Origin of the sequence: Aeromonas sobria (assembly GCF_000820145.1) — a bacterium.
Taxonomy (GTDB): Bacteria; Pseudomonadota; Gammaproteobacteria; order Enterobacterales; family Aeromonadaceae; genus Aeromonas; species Aeromonas sobria.
This window is the reverse complement of record NZ_CDBW01000016.1, coordinates 144,349-158,220: the sequence shown is the minus strand read 5'-3', so window position 1 is coordinate 158,220 and position 13,872 is coordinate 144,349. Positions and strand designations below refer to the sequence as shown.

Below are 13,872 nucleotides of genomic sequence, written 5' to 3'. Positions count from 1 at the left end.
TTCGGTGATCACGCGATAAGAGAGATAAGGGCAGTGGCCAAAATCAGCATCACAGCACCGCCAAGACGAGAGGAGATCTGGGCAAACGGCATCAGCTTCATCCGCTGGGCCGCAGAGAGCACCGCCACATCGCCGGTGCCGCCCATGTTGGCCATGCAGAGCCCGCCGGTAATGGCCGCCTCGATGGGATAGAAACCGATAATCCGACCCACCAGCGCCGCACCGAGGGCGCCACCGATCACGGTGACCATGACCAGCACGAAGTAGCTGATGGAGAAGGCGCTAATCAGCTCCGGAATACTGGTGTAAGCGACCCCGATCCCCACCAGCAGGGAGGGGGTGAGGTTGCTCACCACAAACTGATACCAGTCGGCCGCCGCCTGTTCATAACGGCGCGGCAGCAGGCCGCTCACCTTGATAAAGGCAACCGCCAGGATCATCAGGGCAAAGGGGTGCATGGGGATGAAATTGCCCAGCAATGAACCCAACACGAACATGCTGGAGCTGATAAAGAGCCCCATCCCCAAACTCTGCAGGGTCGGTGCTTCTACCTGCTCGTCAGCAAGGCTCTCGCCATTATCTTTGATCATCAGCTTGCCGTTGCCGGTCAGGGAGGGGTAACGGCGACCGAGCCGCGCCAGCAGGGAGCCCACCAGAATCGCCAGGGTATTGGCGATCACCACCGCTGGCACCATCCGTGACAACAGATCGGCACTGGACATCTGCATCGGGCCGGAGAGGATCTCCACCAGAGGCACCGCCCCCGCGCCCATGCCACCGCCCATGATCGGCAGGCCAATCAGCAGCACGGCATTCTTGAAGCCATAGCCCATCAGGGAGCCGACGAAGCCAACGCTCAACAGTGCCAGCGTCACCCCACCGAGGATCACCGGCAGATAGCGCATGGCGGCATTTTTCAGCAACGCACTGCTCATGCCAAACACCGAACCGGTCACCAGGCTGGCGATAAAGAAGTTGAGAAAGCCCCCCTCCTTCATGAAGTTGGTGATGACCTGCCCCGCCTGCACCGGCAGCAGCTGGTATTCAAACAGGGCGGCGCCGCCAAAGATGGCGAGAATGGTGCCGCCCCCCAGATATTCGCGGATCGGCATGATCCGCTCACCCAGCTCGGTCAGCAGGGTACCCAGCACGAACATCAGCGCCAGCGCACCGACCATGCCAAGGGGCAGAGAGCCATTCCAGCCGGAAAATAGAACACAGGTCGCCAGCCCGAGAAATATAAAGAGCGGCATACCGGCAATTTGTTGGCCGCCCAGCAGGGCGGCCTTTTCTTGTGTGGTTTGTAGGGTCGAGAGGTTTTTCATTGTTATGTGCTCTGCGTGTGATTGTGGCTGCTACTTTATTGATCCCCCGTCCCGCTGTCGGTTAGCCAGACTGCAAAGCCATATAAAAACATTAAAAACTTAAACATCATGACGTCACCCGACCCCATCATCCAATACCCTGCAAGTCACGGCGGCGATACTCGGCAAAGGGCTTGGGGGATAAATCGAGCGACGCGAATGACCGTTGTTTTATTGCAAAGCACTAATAGCGCCAGAATGAACGGGATATGTAGAAGCAATAACAGAGCCAGATGAAAAGCCTCGCGACCATGCCCTCCCATCAACCACCATCAGTGACATTCAGCAGGTTTAACCATAAGCAGGTTTAACTATAAGAACGAAGTGACTGTAACCGCTGGCTACACTGGATTTTTAAGGCAAAGAGGGGGCGCGGCGGCGGGAGGGGAGAGCAAACGGAGATAATTAACATAACGATGAGCCAAGCCAGCGAATACCACAGCACTGGCTTGAACTCACAAGGCTTGCACACGATCAGGTCTATTCTGCCAACAACATTGGAATATTGGCGGGGTCAAAATCATGACTGATATCGGTACTTCTGACAGTGCCCTCCCGATTCAGCCCATGATGTGACTCTGCACCATATTCACCATCACTCAGCAACGTTTCAATTGCCAGATACACACATCCACTGTCATATCCATCCACAACCGGTTTCCCCTTATTTTATAACCCCATCAATATTAGCGGATAAAAAAAGCGCTGCTCGCTGAACCTGAAAATTTCATGAAAATATCCGCCGGATATCCTCCATTCATGGCGCTATCTCGGGAGCGATAAAAGAGTCACAAGCGGATAAGTGCCGCAAATAATATCAGGGGCTCGAATGCCACTTATCCACCCCGACGAAAGATCCGACCAGAAACATGATCGTTATCACACTATTTACTTAGCCTGCTAAACAAGTAGAATGCTTAGCAGGCTAAGTACATTGAGGATGAGAAGATGACGAATCTGGAAAGGTTGCGCGAGCTGTCGCTCGCCGAGCAGATAGCGCGGATGCACCGGCTATGGCGTACTGCCGCCGATCTGGAGCTGGCCCCCCTTGGCCTCACCCATCCCCGCTGGACCGCGCTGTGGAAGCTCTCCCGCATGGGAAACCATGTCAGCCAGAAGACCCTGGCCGAAGCCCTCGAGATAGAGCTCCCCTCCCTAATGCGCACCTTGGGCCAGCTGGAAGAGCAGGGGCTGATTGAACGCCACTGCTGCAGTCAGGACAAGCGGGCCCGCATCGTCTGTGTGACCCCGGCTGGCCAGACTCTGCTCGATCAGATCGCCGACCGCATCATGAATATCCGCCGGGAGCTGCTGGGGGGCATCGACGAACAGAGCCTGCAACTGTTTGAAGCCACTGTGCAGCGGATCTCGGCCAACGCCATCAGCAAAATTGAACAGCACCACGACCGACAGGCCGGAGGCGATACAAGCCCTCCCGAGACCGACACAGAGAGAGAATAAGATGACCCCGGATCAACAATTTACCCGCTGGATCAAATGGTCCATGGCAGGCTTTGCCGCCCTTTTTGCCTATTTTCTGATAGCCGACCTACTGATGCCCCTCACCCCTCAGGCGATGGCGACCCGGGTGGTGACCAAGCTGGCCCCCCAGGTGAGCGGCAAGGTGATCGAGGTCGCCGTGCACAACAACCAGCAGGTCAAGAAAGGGGATCTGCTGTTTACGCTCGATCCCGAGCCCTTCGCGCTGGCAGTGGAGCAGGCCCGCCTAACTTTGGCACAGGCAGAGCAACAGAACCACGAGCTGGATGCCGCGCTGACGGCCGCCGTTGCCGACATCAACGCCAAAGAGACGCTGGCCAACCAGAAGTGGCGCGAGGCTGAGCGCACCGATGCCCTGTTTCAACGCCACATGGTTTCGCTACAACAAAAAGATGAGGCTGACAGCACCCTGCGCAGCGCGCAGGCCAACCTGCGCGCCAGTCAGGCCAAACTGGCCCAGATCCAAGCCAGCCGTGGCGTGAGCGGTAAGGGCAATCTGTTGCTGCGTCAGGCCAGCAACAAGCTGGCGCAAGCGGAGCTGGCCCTCTCTTACAGCCGGGTCCACGCGGATCAGGATGGCACCATCACCAACCTGCAGCTCAAGCCGGGCAGTATCGCCAGCGCAGGCAGCCCGCTGCTGGCACTGGTATCGGAACAGGTGGATGTCATTGCCGATTTTAGGGAGAAGAGCCTGCGCCATGTCGGCGAGCAAACCCGCGCACTGGTCGCCTTCGATGGCGAGCCGGGTCAGATCTATTCTGCCCGGGTGAGCAGTCTGGATGCCGGGGTGAGTGCCGGTCAGTTTGATGCCAATGGTCGGCTGGCGGCGCCGGTGGAGTCGGATCGCTGGGTACGGGATGCCCAGCGGATGCGGCTGCACCTCGAGCTGGACCAGTTACCCGACCATCTGCCAGCCGGTGCGCGGGCCACGGTGCAACTGCTGCCGGACAATGCCCTGACTGCCATGCTGGCACGGGGCCAGATCCACCTGCTCAGCCTGCTCCATTATGTCTACTAACAACGCCACTCACCCGTCGGCCAATACCGCCGCGGCCCACCCCAGCGGTGGGGCTGCCACCCACCTCTGGTATCGGCCCCTCACCGGCAACGAGCTGCGCCAGTGCCTGCGCATCGCCTTTGGCTGCACCACGGGCTTTCTGCTCTGCAAGCTGTTTGGCTGGGGTTACGGGGTCTTCTACACGGTCACTCCCGTGCTGCTACTGGGGATGGTGCCGGTGATGAATGGCCATGCCGCGCGCCAGTTGATCGCGGCGGCGGTGGTCTGTGGTGTGGAGGTCGGCCTGCTGGGAGGGCTGTTTGGCAGCCATCCGGCGCTGATGACCCCCATCGCCTTTCTGCTGTTTCTCTACCGCTTCGCCGCCATGTCGCGGGGTAGCCTGTTTCTGTTCGGGGCCAACGGGGTGCTGAGCCTCAGCATCATGCTGCACTTTGCCAGCTATCCGCAGACCGACCTCAACGACCTGATCCTCAACAATATCTGGGCGAGCGTACTGTCGGTGCTGATCGCCTATCTGATGACCATGCTGATCCCGGATGTGGAAGCCAGACCCAAGCCCACCTCTGCCCCCAAGGCGCCGCACCGGATGCGCCATGAGGCGCTGCTGGGCGCCACGGTAGCCACCCTGTCATTTCTGGTATTTCAGGTGTTTGACCTGCGCGACTCCATGTCTGCCCAGGCCACGACCTTGCTGGTGCTGTTCCCCATGCACTGGAACGGCGCCCTCAGTTATGCCCGCAAACGGGCGATGGGCACCTTGCTGGGGGTCACTTTCGGCCTACTTGGCCAGCTGGTGCTCTATGACTGGTCAGGGCAACTGTTGCTGGTCGCCCCGCTGCTGTGGCTCGGCGCCATGCTGTTCAGCCATGCCCACGTCAAGGAGGCGGGCGGCTCGGGGGTCGGCTTTGGCGCCCTCACCACCCTAGGAATCCTGTTTGGCCAATACCTAACCCCGGGTAACGATCTGGTGTTTAGCGCCCTCTACCGGGTGAGCAGCATCCTGTTTGCCATCGTGGTCACCCTGCTGGCCTGCTACCTCGTCCACCGGCTGCTCAACCGCTGCGAGGCGACCCGCTTTGGCTATTGATTTCCGGTCGGGATGTAGAGGCCAAATCCGGACTCCATTGAACAGTTTTCATCTGGCAGCGGCGATATATGACGCCGCCCGCCCGAACCGTGCTACTGTGCCCCCTCACTTACCGGCTGCTTGCGCTCTGCACCTGATGACAGCTTGTCATGCAAAAGAGTCACCCGCCTGGGCACCCCTTGCCCCCCTCTCATCCTCAACCTGACGTTGCCAGATCGGCTGTATTGACCCGATGCCATAAGGCGCATCTCCCCTGTCGCAGCCTGCTCTCACTGTTGCCATATGCGTTTCACTCTCTTTTATTGCGACAATGGTCAGCCCGACGGGAACCCGCTTCAAGCCATTCGCCTGAGGCTGCCTGCTGTTTGGCGCTGCCCTGCCGCCAACACAGGACACACCGCCATGATTGCCTACTTCATTCTGGTTCATCGCTATCCCGACCAGTTCAAGCGCCTGTTCAAGGCGATTTACCACGACAGTAATCACTACCTGATCCACGTCGATAAAAGCTCGGGCCCAGAGCTGCAGCAGGAGATCGCCAGCTTCCTCAGCGATTATTCCAATGCCTCGCTGCTCGCGAGTAAGAATGCGCTGTGGGGAGGGTACAGTCTGGTGGATGCCGAATTGCGCGGCATAGCGGCACTGCTGAAACAGGGTGTGGAATGGGAGTTCTTCATCAATCTGAGCGCCCAGGACTTTCCGCTGCGCACTCAGGAGCAAATCCACAGCTTCTTGCGCGATCACAGCGGCAAAGATTTCCTCAAAGTACTCGATCAGCGCAAGCTGCGCCCCGATACGCTACACCGCATCGATCATTATGTGACCGAGACTGAGCGGGAACTGATCTGTGAACAGGTCGCCACCCGCCCCTATCTGGAGGGGGTCATCCCCTACATTGGCAACCAGTGGATGATCCTGAGCCGCGCATTCTGTGAATTTGTCAGCCACAGCCCCGAGGTGGATCGCTTCAAAAGCTTCTACCAGAACACCCTGATCGCCGATGAGGGGTTCTTCCAGACAGTGATCATGAACACCAGCTATCAGGGCCGCATCGTCAACGACGACAAGCGGGCCATCGACTGGATCCCCATGGGAGACATCAAGCTAAGGCCACGGGACTATCTGGCGGAAGATGCCACGGCCCTGCTGCAAAGCGATCATCTGTTCGCTCGCAAGTTCGATGAGACCATCGACAGCCAGATCCTCGACATTCTGGAAGGGGTGCTGGCCCAACCGGAGGCAAATACCCTCCGAGCCGAACCTGCGCTGGCATGAGGATCCGGACAACTACCGACGCAGACGCCAGAGCAGCCATTGCAGATCATCATCAAGCTGTTAGTCTCATGCTCGGATGACATAAATGGGACTGCAATCATGAAAAAAGCTCATATGATGACCATCGGCATGCTGGCGATGGGGGGGCTCGCTGGCTGCAATCAGGGTAATTCCCTCTCCGTCACCGGTGGCGAGCCGGTCAGCTACCAGTGCGAGCAGGGCAAGAAGGTGCAGGTGCGCTACTTCTCCCTCTCCGACGAGAGCCTCGGCTTTATCAAGCTGTCGCTGCCCGATGGCAAGGATTACACCCTGCCCCAGGCCATCTCGGCCTCCGGTGCCCGCTATACGGACGAGCATGAGGCCGTCTGGTGGAACAAGGGGAGCGAGGGCTTTGTCGAGATGCGTGACAAAAACGGTGAGTGGCAGACCGTCTATCGTGACTGCAAACAGCAATAAACGTGACCCCGGCCTGGCCGGGGTCTCTGTTTCGCTGGTATCAGAGTGCCGGGGGGATCAGTTGATCTCGATGTCGAAGCGGTTGATCACCTCGACCGGAATGGCATCCGGGTTGCCCTCTGCCGGGCTATAGCGGATCCGCGAAAGGGTCGCCAGCGCGCTCTGCTCCAGCTCGCCGGGGGGATCAGCGGCCACCACTTCCGGCTTGATTGGCGTACCGTTGGAGTCGATCTGGTAACGCACTTCCACAAACCCCTTGACCGGTTTGGCAGGCAATACCGGTTGAGCATCACCGAACCATGACCACTTATTTTCCTGAATCCAGTAGCTGGAAAGCTGCTCAAGGGGGATAACGATCGGAGCGCGCTCGCGCGCCACCTCCTGACGGGATGAGCACCCCAACAACAGTGTCACTGCCAGACCTGACCATACTGCGACTTTCCACTTCATATAACGCTCCCTGTTCTTTGCCGGCTCTTGTTGCCGGACTGCAGGACGCTCAACGCGCGCCCCAATTGGTCAGTCACCCATCCTAACGAAAAAGTATTCGTATGAACATGAACAAAAGGGCCAACCCCGAGAGGTTGGCCCTTTTATCGTCAATGGGCTCATTAGTCAGCCGGTGGCATCAGCCACGCTTGTCGCTCACCACCAGCCAGAGCGCATGAACCATGCCAGGCAGACCGCCCAGCAGGGTCAGCACAATGTTGATTAAAAAGTGCAGGCTAAAACCCACCTGAATAAAAGCACACACAGGGGGCAGGAAAATGGCCAGCAGGATCTTGAGCAGATTGTTCATCTCGGCTCTCCTCGTCAATGATGTCGTCGAAACAGGGATGGGCTAACCATAAACATCCCGGGCTTCAACTGCAAACCAGACAGGGGATCCGCTCACCCGTTTCACGCCAGCCATTGAGGTCATGGATCTGCTGATTGCTGCTGCCACGCCACAGCAGACCCGGGTCCGCCAGCGCTTTTTCAAAGCGGCCATCCACCAGCACATCCAGCAAGGCAACCAGCTCGCGCTGGGCAGCGGAGAGCTCGCCGAGCCGATAACCGGTCCAGCACCAGATATCCTTGCCCGGACACTCGGCGCGTACCCGCTTTACCAGCGCCAGCACGTGGGGCACGTTGGCCGGGTGGAGCGGATCGCCGCCGGAGAGCGACAGACCTCGCCGTTTGATCCGCGTGTCGTTGAGATCCGCAATGATGCGATCGCTCATCGCCTCATCGAACGGCTGACCGCCATCGAGCCGCAAGGTGCTCTGGTTATAGCAGCCCGGGCACTGATGCTCGCAACCCGAAACAAACAGGGTGGCGCGGGTGCCGGGGCCGTTGATCACATCGACCGGGTAGTATTTGTGGTAGTGCATCGCTTGTTTCCTGCCTCGTTCACGGGACAGCGGCATGGCTGCCGCCCTCCAATGAAAATGGCCCCTTGAGTCAGGGGCCAGCTCTTCATCGCTTGTGCGCTCACATATGTTTGACGCGGCGCTTCACTTCTTCCTGCTTGCCCGCATTGAAGGGGCGCGCATCCGGGCTGCCGAGGTAGCCGCAGACACGGCGGGTCACCGACACCTTGGCGGGGTCGTGGTTGCCGCAGCGCGGGCAGGTAAAGCCCTTGGAAGTGCACTCGAACTCGCCGGTAAAGCCGCAGTCGTAGCACTCGTCGATGGGTGTGTTGGTACCGTAATAGGGCACCTTGTCATAGCTGTAGTCCCAGACGTTTTCCAGCGCTTCCAGATTGTGCTGGATGTTGGGGTACTCGCCGTAGCAGATGAAGCCGCCGCTGGCGATGGGCGGATAGGGCGCCTCGAAGTCCAGCTTGTCGTACGGGTTGACCTGCTTCTCCACATCGAGGTGGAAGCTGTTGGTGTAGTAACCCTTGTCGGTCACGCCGGATACCACGCCAAACTCTTTGGCATCGATGCGGCAGAAACGGGTGCAGAGGTTCTCGCTCGGGGTGGAGTAGAGGCTGAAACCGTAGCCGGTCTCGTCCTTCCACGCATCGGTCGCCGCCTTGAGACGCGCGATGATGGCGATCGCCTTTTGGCGCAGCGTCTCGCTATCGAACAGATGGGTCTCGCCGCCAAACAGGGCGTTGATGGTCTCGTGCACCCCAATATAACCGAGCGAAATAGAGGCGCGGCCGTTCTTGAAGATCTCGCTGACGTTGTCGTCTGCTTTCAGACGCACGCCACAGGCCCCTTCCATATAGAGGATCGGCGCAACCCGAGCCTTGACCCCGTCGAGCCGCTCGATGCGGTACATCAGCGCCTTCTTGGCCACCCGCAGGGCGGCATCCAGACGATCCCAGAAGTCCGCTTCATCACGGGATTTCAACGCGATACGCGGCAAGTTGAGGCTCACAACGCCAATATTGTTACGGCCTTCGTGGATCAGCTCACCATTCTCCTCGTACGCGCCAAGGAAGGAGCGGCAGCCCATGGGGGTCTTGAAGGAGCCGGTTACCTTCACTACCTGGTCGTAGTTGAGGATATCCGGATACATCCGCTTGGAGGCACACTCCAGCGCCAGCTGCTTGATGTCGTAGTTGGGGTCGCCGACCTTATGGTTGAGGCCATCCTTGATGGCGAACACCAGTTTCGGGAACACCGCGGTCTTCTTGTTCTTGCCAAGGCCAGCGATACGGTTGCTGAGGATGGCGCGCTGGATCAGGCGCGACTCCCAGCAGTCGCCCAGGCCAAACCCGAAAGTGACGAACGGGGTCTGACCGTTGGCGGTGTGCAGGGTGTTTACTTCGTATTCAAGCGACTGGAAGGCGTCGTAGCACTCTTTCTCGGTGCGGGCCATGGCGTAGGCGTCCACATCGGCAATGCCCCACTCTTCGGCCACTTCACGGTGCTTCTGCCAGCTGATGGTCACATAGGGCGCCAGCACTTCGTCGATGCGGTTGATGGTGGTGCCGCCATAGATGTGGCTCGCCACCTGGGCGATGATCTGGGCAGTCACGGCAGTGGCGGTGCTGATCGATTTCGGGGTATCGATCTCCGCATTGCCCATCTTGAAGCCGTGGGTCAGCATCCCCTTCAGATCGATCAACATGCAGTTGAACATCGGGAAGAAGGGGGAGTAGTCGAGATCGTGGAAGTGCAGATCACCGCTCTCGTGAGCCTGAACCACATCACGGGGCAGCATGTGGCTGGTGGCATAGTGCTTGGCGACAATACCGGCCAGCAGGTCGCGCTGAGTCGGGATCACCTTGGAGTCTTTGTTGGCGTTTTCGTTGAGCAGGGCGGCGTTGGTCTGCTCGACCAGACCACGGATCTCCTGCGCCAGACGACCGCGCGCCTCGCGGGCCTGATCCCGATCGTGGCGATATTCGATATAGGCACGGGCGATGGCCTTGTCGTCGGAGGCCATCAGGTGGTTTTCGACCCGGTTCTGGATCTCGTGGATATCGACTTCACCACGCCCTTCCAGCTCCTGACTGACCGCGCTTGAGATGCGCAGTGCCAGAGCCGAACTGGCCTGATTGACCGCTTCTGCCGCACGGCTGACCGCCTCTGCAATCAGCTGGGCATTGAATGGTGCGCGACATCCGTCACGTTTGATCACAACCGGTTTCATCGATTTTCCCCGTTAAAAGGCCAGGCAATCTGCCCTTGGCTCACCCTTGTTGGGCCCCCCTCCCGGCGTCTCATCCTGGACACAAATAAATTCAGCCGAGGCTTGACAAACCCGGGCTGAAGATAGGAAGGGAACAGCTTATGCACAGCTTAATAACACAACATATAGGGATTAAAAACGAATGCATGCCCATATGTGGTGTCTATTAGGCACCAAAGCGCCTCCTCATTTCTTGATCCAGAACAGGTTTTTCAGCTAGCGGGACAGTTCACGACCAACCACAAAGGGCTCCAATCGAATCAAACCTCAAGCATGGTGCGGGCTGGCGTCCGATCCTGAGACCTGAAAATAAATCGCGTCTCGCCGCACCAATTTCGGGATGACAGTGCCAGCTAAAACCACACATACTGAGCAGGCACACACTATCCCTTGATACCGGAGCCGTTATGCTCAAGTCGCTGCTGTTACTGCTGCTGACCAGCCTATCTTTACCGCTCTATGCCGCCCATATTCTGGTGATCAGCAGTTACCATCCCGAATACCGCTGGGACCAGAGTTATAACAAAGGCTTGCTGGACGGATTAGATGGGGAACATCAGATTTCTCACTTCTATATGGATACCAAACGCCATCCGCGGGAGGAGTTTGATGAGATCGCCCAACGGGCCATCGACTTCTATCTCAAGAGCAAACCGGATCTGGTGGTACTGGGGGATGACAATGCCATCAACTATCTGGCCAACGAGATCGCCTCACTGGGCACCCCAGTGGTCTTTCTCGGCATGAACGAGAACCCCCGCCTCAAGGGCTTTGTCGGCCACCCCAAGATCACCGGCGTGCTGGAACGCCCCCTGCTCAAACGCAACATCAGCGAGATGAGCCAGCTGATGGGTGGTATCAAGAAGGCGCTGGTGCTGTTTGATTCCAGCAATGTCGCGCTCACTGCCATCGAGGATGAATTCAAGACCCAGACCGAACTGCGGGTCGGCCAAACCCGGGTCAATAGCCAGCTGATGGGCGACTACAGCCTCTGGCAGGAGGCGGTGCTCAACGCCAAGAAGAACGGCTATCAGGCGATCTTCCTCGGTCTCTACCACACGCTGGTCGATGATCAGGGTAAGCATGTGGACGAGCAGACGGTACTGGAGTGGACCAGCAAACACAGCCCGGTGCCGCTGTTTTGCTTCTGGGAATTTACCGTCGACAAAGGAATGGCCATCGGTGGACTGGTACTGGACGGCAACGATCAGGGGATACAGGCAGCCAGCCTCATCAACACCATACTGGCGGGTACCCTGCCCCGCACCATCTCCCCGCGAGCGGCCCTGCGTGGCGAATATGTCTTCAGCAAGAGCGAACTGGCCCGCTGGCAGCTCACCGTGCCCGACAAATGGCGCCACAAGATCCTCTGGCGTGAGTGACCGCCCAAACAAAAAAGAGAACCCGGCCATGCCGGGTTCTCTTTTATCGGGTGCTGCGATCAGCAGGCTTGGTGAGGGCTATTCAGCCCTGCAACGCCTGTTGCAGCTCCTCTTCGGTCCAGATGGTGATGCCAAGCTCCTGAGCCTTGATCAGCTTGGAACCAGCTGCTTCCCCCGCGACCAGCACATCGGTCTTGGCAGATACCGAACCCGCCACCTTGGCACCCAGCGCCTGCAGCGCCGCCTTGGCATCGTTGCGAGAGAGGATGGTCAAGGTACCGGTCAGCACAAAGGTCTTGCCAGCAAAGGGCTGATCGCTTGCTTCCTTCTTCTCGATGGCCGGCCAGTGGATGCCAGCAGCCAGCAAGGCCTCCAGCACCTCCACGTTATGGGGTTGACGCAAGAAGTAGTAAACATGCTTGGCTACCACGTCACCCACATCTGCCACCGTCAGCAACTGCTCCACGGTAGCTGCGCGCAGGGCATCCAGTGTAAGGAAGTGATTGGCCAGATTAAGCGCGGTCGCCTCCCCTACTTCGCGGATCCCCAAGGCAAACAGGAAGCGCGGCAGGGTGGTGTTGCGCGCCTTGTCGATGGCAGCCACCAAATTGAGCGCTGACTTTTGCCCCATCCGCTCAAGACCGGCCAACTGAATGGCGTTGAGGCGAAACAGATCGGCTGGGGTCTTCACCAGCCCTTTGTCCACCAATTGATCGACAATCTTGTCGCCGAGGCCATCCACATCCATGGCACGGCGCGCCGCGAAGTGCTTGAGCGCCGCCGCCCGCTGCGCCTCGCAGAACAGACCACCTGAGCAGCGGGCAACCGCTTCCCCTTCCAGCCGCTCGACCGCCGAGCCACAGACCGGACACTCGGTCGGGAACAGGATCGCGCGGGCATCAACGGGGCGCTGCGCCTCCACCACGGCGACGATCTGCGGGATCACGTCACCGGCACGGCGCACGATCACGGTATCACCGATCATCACGCCGAGACGCTCAATCTCGTCGGCATTGTGCAGGGTGGCGTTGGAAACGGTGACGCCGCCGACGAACACAGGTTTGAGTTTGGCCACCGGGGTTACGGCACCGGTCCGGCCAACCTGAAACTCGACGTTCTCAAGCTCCGTCATCTCCTCCTGAGCCGGGAACTTGTGGGCGGTCGCCCAGCGCGGTGCGCGGGCGACAAAGCCCAGCTCCTCTTGCAGGGCGATGGCATCGACCTTGTAGACCACCCCATCGATCTCATAGGGCAGCTCACCACGGCGGGCCAGAATGTCGTCGTGGAACGCCTGACAACCGGCGGCCCCCTCTTTGAGCTTCACCTCAGCGCTGAGCGGCAGCCCCCACGCTTTGAGCTGATTGAGACGACCAAAGTGGGAGTCGCCCAGCTGATCACCACCCACGCCGACCCCGTAGGCATAAAAGCTCAGGGGACGGCTGGCGGTAATGCGCGAATCGAGCTGACGCAGGCTGCCAGCAGCCGCGTTACGCGGGTTGACGAACACTTTCTCGCCAGCAGCCAGCGCCTTGGCATTCATCGCTTCAAATCCCGCCTTGGGCATAACAACTTCGCCACGCACTTCCAGCCGGGCGGGCCAGCCAGTACCACGCAAGACCAGCGGAATGGCCTTGATGGTACGCACGTTTTCGGTGATCTCCTCACCGGTGGCGCCATCACCCCGGGTGGCAGCCTGCACCAGCTGACCATCCACATAGAGCAGGCTTACCGCCAGACCATCGAGCTTGGGCTCGCAGCAGAAGGTGAAACGCACCTCACGCTTGAGGCGATCGCTCATCCGCTGCTCGAACGCCTGCAGCTCTTCGCTGCTGAATACGTTGTCCAGACTGAGCATGGGGATCTCGTGGCGCACCTGACTAAAAGCAGTCAGCGGCTGGCCGCCGACCCGCACGCTGGGTGATGCCGGGGTTTTCAGCTCGGGCTGGGCCGCTTCCAGTTCAATCAGTTCGCGCATCAGGCGATCGTATTCGGCATCCGGCACGGTCGGCTGGTCCAGCACATAGTACTGATGGCCGTATTCGGTAAGCAGTTCACACAATTGACGGTGGCGGGAGAGGGTTTCGCTCATGGAGAAGTCTCGGGGTGTGATTGAAAATCCAGCCAGGGGTAGAAATAAAAATGCGGCACCTGGGTACCGCA

General features: G+C 59.0%; 12 protein-coding genes. 6 read left to right on the top strand and 6 right to left on the bottom strand.

Annotation, left to right across the window (positions count from 1 at the left end; translation table 11 throughout):
• Positions 1-8: 8 nt before the first annotated feature.
• Positions 9-1,325, bottom strand: a complete 1,317-nt coding sequence (locus tag BN1135_RS07610; protein WP_042020110.1) for a 2-hydroxycarboxylate transporter family protein — start codon at positions 1,323-1,325, stop codon at positions 9-11.
• 987 nt (positions 1,326-2,312) lie between these two features.
• On the opposite strand from BN1135_RS07610, the gene slyA reads away from it, so the two are divergent.
• From slyA to BN1135_RS07585, 5 genes are all read left to right on the top strand, one after another.
• On the top strand, positions 2,313-2,825 hold the full coding sequence (slyA, locus tag BN1135_RS07605) for a transcriptional regulator SlyA (protein ID WP_042020109.1): 513 nt from the start codon (positions 2,313-2,315) through the stop codon (positions 2,823-2,825).
• Position 2,826: 1 nt separating this feature from the next.
• Entirely contained in the window at positions 2,827-3,882 is a 1,056-nt protein-coding gene (locus BN1135_RS07600) for an HlyD family secretion protein (protein WP_042020107.1), read from the top strand.
• Entirely contained in the window at positions 3,872-4,969 is a 1,098-nt protein-coding gene (locus BN1135_RS07595) for a DUF2955 domain-containing protein (RefSeq protein WP_213391064.1), read from the top strand. The genes BN1135_RS07600 and BN1135_RS07595 overlap by 11 nt, the downstream gene beginning before the upstream one ends.
• Before the next feature lie 402 nt (positions 4,970-5,371).
• Positions 5,372-6,244, top strand: a complete 873-nt coding sequence (locus BN1135_RS07590) for a beta-1,6-N-acetylglucosaminyltransferase (protein ID WP_052443819.1) — start codon at positions 5,372-5,374, stop codon at positions 6,242-6,244.
• Between the two features lie 99 nt (positions 6,245-6,343).
• The gene (locus tag BN1135_RS07585; protein WP_042020105.1) at positions 6,344-6,700 is read left to right on the top strand and encodes an MliC family protein; all 357 of its coding nucleotides are present in this window, start codon (positions 6,344-6,346) and stop codon (positions 6,698-6,700) included.
• A gap of 57 nt (positions 6,701-6,757) precedes the next feature.
• On the opposite strand, the gene BN1135_RS07580 is transcribed toward BN1135_RS07585, so the two are convergent.
• The 4 genes from BN1135_RS07580 to nrdD form a co-directional block, all read right to left on the bottom strand.
• The gene (locus tag BN1135_RS07580) at positions 6,758-7,150 is read right to left on the bottom strand and encodes a TonB family protein (RefSeq protein ID WP_042020104.1); all 393 of its coding nucleotides are present in this window, start codon (positions 7,148-7,150) and stop codon (positions 6,758-6,760) included.
• Positions 7,151-7,328: 178 nt separating this feature from the next.
• Positions 7,329-7,499, bottom strand: coding sequence for a YqaE/Pmp3 family membrane protein (locus tag BN1135_RS21490; RefSeq protein WP_005343870.1), 171 nt, complete (start codon positions 7,497-7,499; stop codon positions 7,329-7,331).
• 64 nt (positions 7,500-7,563) lie between these two features.
• A complete protein-coding gene (nrdG, locus tag BN1135_RS07570; RefSeq protein WP_042020103.1) occupies positions 7,564-8,073 on the bottom strand; it encodes an anaerobic ribonucleoside-triphosphate reductase-activating protein in 510 nt (169 codons plus the stop codon).
• Between the two features lie 100 nt (positions 8,074-8,173).
• Positions 8,174-10,291, bottom strand: a complete 2,118-nt coding sequence (gene nrdD, locus BN1135_RS07565; protein WP_042020102.1) for an anaerobic ribonucleoside-triphosphate reductase — start codon at positions 10,289-10,291, stop codon at positions 8,174-8,176.
• A gap of 446 nt (positions 10,292-10,737) precedes the next feature.
• Here nrdD and BN1135_RS07560 point away from each other — a divergent pair, with 446 nt between their 5' ends.
• A complete protein-coding gene (locus tag BN1135_RS07560; RefSeq protein WP_042020100.1) occupies positions 10,738-11,712 on the top strand; it encodes an ABC transporter substrate-binding protein in 975 nt (324 codons plus the stop codon).
• Between the two features lie 82 nt (positions 11,713-11,794).
• Here BN1135_RS07560 and ligA read toward each other — a convergent pair whose 3' ends face one another.
• Complete coding sequence (ligA, locus tag BN1135_RS07555) at positions 11,795-13,801, bottom strand: NAD-dependent DNA ligase LigA (RefSeq protein ID WP_042020099.1); 2,007 nt, start codon at positions 13,799-13,801, stop codon at positions 11,795-11,797.
• Between the last annotated feature and the right edge of the window lie 71 nt (positions 13,802-13,872).